Source organism: Roseiarcus sp., assembly GCF_052145395.1.
GTDB lineage: Bacteria > Pseudomonadota > Alphaproteobacteria > Rhizobiales > Beijerinckiaceae > Roseiarcus.
Map to the genome: position 1 here is coordinate 1 of NZ_JBKQOT010000020.1, position 5882 is coordinate 5882.

General features: G+C 66.8%; 5 protein-coding genes and 1 pseudogene. All 6 read right to left on the reverse strand.

The window, feature by feature from the left end:
• The coding region (gene yidC / locus ACLP25_RS00605; protein WP_442467311.1) for a membrane protein insertase YidC at positions 1–1822 on the reverse strand (1822 nt) is incomplete at its 3' end.
• On the reverse strand, positions 1819–2268 hold the full coding sequence (rnpA, locus tag ACLP25_RS00610; protein ID WP_442467312.1) for a ribonuclease P protein component: 450 nt from the start codon (positions 2266–2268) through the stop codon (positions 1819–1821). The genes yidC and rnpA, both read right to left, overlap by 4 nt.
• A 70-nt stretch (positions 2269–2338) precedes the next feature.
• Entirely contained in the window at positions 2339–2473 is a 135-nt protein-coding gene (rpmH, locus tag ACLP25_RS00615; RefSeq protein ID WP_442467313.1) for a 50S ribosomal protein L34, read from the reverse strand.
• Positions 2474–3038: 565 nt separating this feature from the next.
• Positions 3039–3245 carry a hypothetical protein gene (locus ACLP25_RS00620; protein ID WP_442467314.1) on the reverse strand — a complete coding sequence of 69 codons (207 nt, stop codon included), beginning with the start codon at positions 3243–3245 and terminating at the stop codon, positions 3039–3041.
• Positions 3242–5161, reverse strand: coding sequence for a 1-deoxy-D-xylulose-5-phosphate synthase (gene dxs, locus ACLP25_RS00625; RefSeq protein ID WP_442467315.1), 1920 nt, complete (start codon positions 5159–5161; stop codon positions 3242–3244). The genes ACLP25_RS00620 and dxs overlap by 4 nt, the downstream gene beginning before the upstream one ends.
• A gap of 298 nt (positions 5162–5459) precedes the next feature.
• Positions 5460–5882 (reverse strand): annotated as a pseudogene (locus tag ACLP25_RS00630) (hypothetical protein); the annotation flags it as partial.

Sequence of the window (5882 nt, forward strand, 5' to 3'; positions counted from 1 at the left end):
GCGCGAACAGCTTGATGAGGTTATCCCACAGTTCGACTTTTACGCCCGCCTTGGTCATGATGTAATATTGCTGAATGACGGTCAGCGTGTTGTTCCATGTCCAGTAGATGACCAGGCCGGCCGGGAAGGTTCCGAGCATGAAGGTGAAGATCACCGGCATCCAGGAGAACATCTGCTTTTGAACCGGATCGGCCGGCTCGGGGTTCATCTTCATCTGGAAGAACATCGACACGCCCATGATGAGCGGCCAGACGCCGAGCGCCAGGAAATGCCCGACCACAGGCACCGCCGTCGGCTCCCACGGGACGAGGCCGAAGAGCGTGAAAATGTTGGTCGGATCGGGCGCGGAGAGGTCCCGGATCCAGCCGAAGAACGGCGCATGCCGCATCTCGATGGTGATGAAAATCACCTTGTAGAGCGCGAAGAACACCGGAATCTGGATCACCATCGGCAGACAGCCGGCGACCGGATTGACCCCCTCCTTCTTGAACAGCTCCATCTGCTCCTGCTGCTGCTTGACCTTGTCGTCCGGGTAAAGGTCCTTCAGCGCGGCGATCTGCGGCTGGATCTTCTTCATCTTCGCCATCGACTGGTAGGAGCGGTTGGCGAGCGGGAAGAAGGCGAGCTTGACCAGCACCGTGACGATCAGGATCGCGACGCCGAAATTGCCGACGAACTTGTAGATCGCGTCAATCAGCAGGAAGAGCGGCTTGGTGATGAAATAGAACCATCCCCAGTCGATCATCAGATCGAATTTCTTGATGCCGAGCTTCGTCCCGTAATTGTCGATCGTACTGACTTCCTTGGCGCCGGCGAAGACGCGCGTGGTCGTCTCGACGGAGGCGCCGGGCGCGATGGTCTTCTCGGGACCGACGAAGTCGGCCTGGTAGTCGATTGGCTGGACGGCGCCGCTGGCCGAGAAGCGGGCGTCGATCGGCTCGGTCTGCCCCGGGATGATCGCCGTGCCCCAGTATTTGTCGGTGAAGCCTAGCCATCCGCCGGGACCGGAATAAGTGTCGGTCTTGTCGTTGGCCTTTTCGATGCCGGCGTAGGTCACCTGCTGCACGCCGCCGTCGCCGAACACGCCGACGAAGCCCTCGTGCAGGACCGAATAGCCCGCGACAGTCGGCTTGCCGTGGCGCAGCACCAGCCCGTAGGGCCTGACCGTCGCCGGAGCACCGCCTTTGTTCTCGACGGAATCGACGATGGTGAACATGTACTTGTTGTCCACCGAGACGACGCGCTTGAAGAGGAGGCCGTCGCCGTTGTCCCAGGTCAGCGTCACGGGTTGGCTCGGCGTCAGCGTCTTGTCGTCGGCCGTCCAGATCGTGTCGAGCGTCGGCGTCTTGGCGCCGCCGGTTCCGACGTAGCCGGTCGTCGCCCAGTAGGCGTCGGGCGCGCCGCTGGGAGACAAGAGGCGGATCAGCGGACTCTGCTTGTTGATGGTCTGGCGGTAGTCCTTGAGCACGAGGTCGTCGAGCTTGCCGCCCTTGAGGTCGATCGAGCCGGCGACGCTCGGCGTGTCGATGGCGACGCGCGGACTCGTTTCGAGCGCCTGGGGGACGGTTTCCGTCGCGACGAGGCCTGGCGCGAGGGCGCCGCCAGGGGCGGAAACGTTCGGCTGGCTGGAGGCGCCGGGCGCCGCCGCGCCGGCCTGTTGCGACTGGGCGGTCGCCTGGTTCTGGGCTTCGGTCTGCGCCTGCTGCTGCGCCTGGTGCTGCTTTTGATAGAGCGGGCCGGCGTAGAAATACTGCCAGGCGGCCATCACAAGGACGGACAGGGCGATGGCGAGAAAGAGGTTTCTCGTGTCCTCGGAGTTCATGGTCGCCTGTTCTTGCCTTTGGGCGGGTTTGCGGGGGCCGGGCTTCGGCCGTGCTTATCGTTGCGCCCGACGGCGCGGAACGCCTCGCGCAGGTCGTGGACCAGCGCGGCGAAGGGCCGCGCGAGCGCCTCGCGCCGGCCCATCAGCACGTAGTCGCAATCGGCTTCAGCCTCAAGGGGCGCGGCGGCCCCAAGCGCCGCTTTGAGGCGGCGGCGGACGCGGTTGCGCACGACCGCATTGCCGACCTTCTTGGTCACGGTGAAGCCGACGCGGGCGACGGCGTCCGCGGCGTCCTCCGACGGACGGGCCGCCGCCTGGAGCGTGAAGGCCTCCAGCGCCCGTCGACGGCCGCGGCTCACGCGCTGGAATTCGGCGCGCCGCTTAAGGCGGCCGAGGGGCTGGCCGACGGACGCCGGGGCGTCCTGATCCGGGGATTTCGGCTCCATCCGCGACGCCGCATGGGGCAGGAGGGAAGATCGCCCAAGGGGCGGCCAGCTCGAGGCCGCCGGGGATCCTTCAGGCCGACAGCTTCTTGCGGCCCTTGGCGCGGCGGGCGTTCAGCACCCTGCGGCCGCCGACCGTCTCCATCCGGGCGCGGAAGCCGTGGCGGCGCTTGCGAACGAGCTTGCTGGGTTGATAGGTCCGCTTCACGATCGTGTCTCCAAAATTGGGTCGCGCCGGAAGGCGCGCGCCCGACACGTCGCGCCGGAACCGGGCGGCGAGCCGGGAAAAAACGTTGCGGCGCTTTCGCGCCGCCAGGAAGCGGGCTTATGCCGCGAGGGGCAGGGGAAGTCAATCGAAGGCGCGGGGAAATCAGGGCTCCGAATCCGGGTTAACAAAAGCGCGGCGGTCAGCGTGGAATGGCTCCTGGTAGTTGCATCGCGCGCCCAAGAGACTCGCTGCACGTGCAATTCAGCGGTCTGCATGCTTCATCTGCGGCGTGCCTCCGGAGTTCGTCGCCGCCGAGAGAAGGTCGAGCGGCGACTTTCTTAATCGTCGCTAACCCGAGTTCGGAGCCCTGGCGGGGAAATAGCGGGGAAATCGGCCGGCGAGGGACCCGCGGCTCGTCGCGCTGATGCGCGGCCGAGGCAACGTGGCGCCGACCACCAATGACATCATGGCGCTAACCCGCGGAGGGCAAACGATCGAAAGTTTCAATGTCGGATATTTCGTCGGATATTTCGCCGAGAATTTCGAAGCGCATCGTTCAGACGCATCACTTGCCCGGGCTGATCAGCTCCAAACAGTCCCGCCGTCCCTCGTCGAGGCAGCGGGCGATCTCCCTCTGCCGTTCGATCGCGGTGAACGCCCAGTAGCCGAGCGCGGCGATCACGACGATGGCGAGCAAGGCGAAAAAGCACGCCCGGTTTGGCCCCGAAGGCTCGCCGCGCCCGTCGTTCGGCCGTGGCGGCCCGGCGCTCACGCGATCAGGCCGGTGGCCTTAGCGTCGATGGCGCCCAGCGCCGCCAGCGCCTTGGCGACGATGCCCTTGGCGTCGAGGCCGGCCGCCGCATAGAGCCGCTCCGGCTTGTCCTGGTCCTGAAAACGGTCCGGCAGGGTCATCGTGCGGACCTTGAGGCCGGCGTCGAGCGCCCCTTCGTCGGCGAGCAGCGCCAGCACATGGCCGCCGAAGCCGCCGACCGACCCTTCCTCGACGGTGATCAGCAATTCATGCTTCGCCGCCAGCTTCAGGATCAGCTCGCGGTCGAGGGGCTTGGCGAATCGCGCGTCGGCGACCGTCGTCGACAGCCCGCGCGCCGCCAGTTCCTCGGCGGCTTTCAGACCCTCGGCGAGCCGGGTCCCGAGCGTCAGAATCGCGATCCGCGAGCCTTCGCGGACGATCCGCCCCTTGCCGATCGGCAGTGGGACGCCGCGGGCGGGCAGCTCGACGCCGACGCCGTCGCCGCGCGGATAGCGCAGCGCGATCGGGCCACGGTCGTAGGCGGCCGCGGTCGCAACCATGTGGATGAGCTCGGCCTCGTCCGCCGCCGCCATCACGACCATGTTGGGCAGGCAGGCGAGCGAAGCGACGTCGAACGCGCCGGCGTGCGTCGCGCCGTCGGCGCCGACGAGCCCCGCCCGGTCGATGGCGAAACGGACGGGCAGATTCTGGACCGCGACGTCGTGCACGACCTGGTCATAGGCGCGCTGCAAAAAGGTCGAATAGAGCGCGCAGAACGGCTTGAAGCCTTCGGCGGCGAGCCCGGCGGAGAACGTGACGGCGTGCTGCTCGGCGATGGCGACGTCGAACACCCGCTCAGGGAAGACCTCCTGCATGATGTCGACGCCGGCGCCCTGGGGCATGGCGGCGGTGACGGCGACGATCTTGTCGTCGGCGCGCGCCGCCGCGAGCAGCGCCTCGCCGAACACCTTGGTGTAGGCTGGCGCGTTGCTCTTGGGCTTGGCCTGCGCGCCGGTGATCACATCAAAGGCCGAGACGCCGTGGTACTTGTCGTCGGCCGCCTCCGCCGGCGGATAACCCTTGCCCTTCTTGGTCACGACATGGACGAGCACCGGCCCGCCGTGCATGTCGCGCACGTTTTTGAGGATCGGCAGCAGGTGGTCGAGGTTGTGGCCGTCGATCGGGCCGACATAATAGAAGCCGAGCTCCTCGAACAGCGTCCCGCCGGTCCAGAAGCCTCGGCCGTATTCCTCGGTGCGCCGGGCCTTGTCATAAAGGAACTTCGGCAGCCGCTTGGCGAGCTGCTTGGCGACGTCGCGGAACGAGCGGTAGGTGTGGCTGGTGACGAGGCGGGCAAGATAGGCCGACATCGCGCCCGTCGGCGGCGCAATCGACATGTCGTTGTCGTTGAGGATCACGATCAGCCGGGAGCCCATTGCGCCCGCGTTGTTCATCGCCTCGTAGGCCATGCCTGCCGACATGGCCCCGTCGCCGATGACCGCGACGACGTTGTTTGTCCCATGCGACAGGTCCCGCGCCACCGCCATGCCGAGGCCGGCGGAGATCGACGTCGAGGAGTGACCCGCGCCGAAGGCGTCGTATTCGCTCTCCGCGCGCTTGGTGAAGCCGGAAAGCCCGCCGCCTTGGCGCAGCGTGCGGATGCGCGACCGGCGTCCGGTGAGGATCTTGTGTGGATAGGCCTGATGGCCGACGTCCCAGATCAGCCGGTCGCGGGGCGTGTCGAACACATAGTGTAGCGCCACGGTGAGTTCGATCACGCCGAGTCCGGCGCCCAGATGGCCTCCGGTCACCGAGACCGCGCTGATCGTCTCGGCGCGCAACTCCTCGGCAACCCTGACGAGATCGCCCTCCGGCAGCGCGCGCAGGTCGGCAGGCGACGCGATCGCGTCCAGAAGCGGCGTAGCAGGTTTCGACACGTAAATCCCCAACGCGCGGCCTCTCTCGTCGCGCCTTAAAAAGGCAGGTTACACCAGATCCCCCAAGGGAAGGTTACACCGAAGCCACACTCGCGGGCAATTCCGCCTCAGTGCGGCTCAAACAAGGCGGGGATAGCCGTCGACATGGCGGCCGCAAGCGAGCGGCGCCGCCAGCCTTCCGCCGCGGAAAGAGCGCGACGCGTGCGTCGGTCACAGTCCCGCCGGCGAGCCGTCTTGCGGCTTCGGCTTCGAGCACGGCGCCTTGATGAGCGACGCGCCCGAAGCCGACGCCGGACGGTCACGGCTCTGGAGCCGCGAGCTTGCGCGTCTTGAGATTCACCGCGACGATGTCGTCCGGCGTCTTGGCCGCGGCGCCGTCCGTGGCCGGATGGTACTCGATCCGAAGCTGGGTGTCGGTGACGACGACGCGCAAATAGCCGAAGTCCTGGTCGTCATAGTTCTCGAGTTGGACGAGGTCCTTGCCGTGGTCGGCCGCCTGGATCACCGTCGGCGCACGGTAGGGCGACTCATAAACCGACTCGCCCTCGGATTTGTCCGACGGGGCGGATTTGGCCGGCGCGCCGCCCGCCGTTTTCGAGCGCTTGAGTCTGGCGACGGCGTGGCCGCCGTTGCCGGCGATGATGTAGGGGATCTGCATGTCGCCATGACCCCGGGTGAAGCGCTGATAGTTGTGCGCATGACCCGAAAGCACGGCATGCTG

Bases quoted from the DNA above. Each gene is read 5' to 3' on its own strand.
- rnpA (WP_442467312.1), bottom strand. From the start codon at position 2,268: ATGGAGCCGAAATCCCCGGATCAGGACGCCCCGGCGTCCGTCGGCCAG.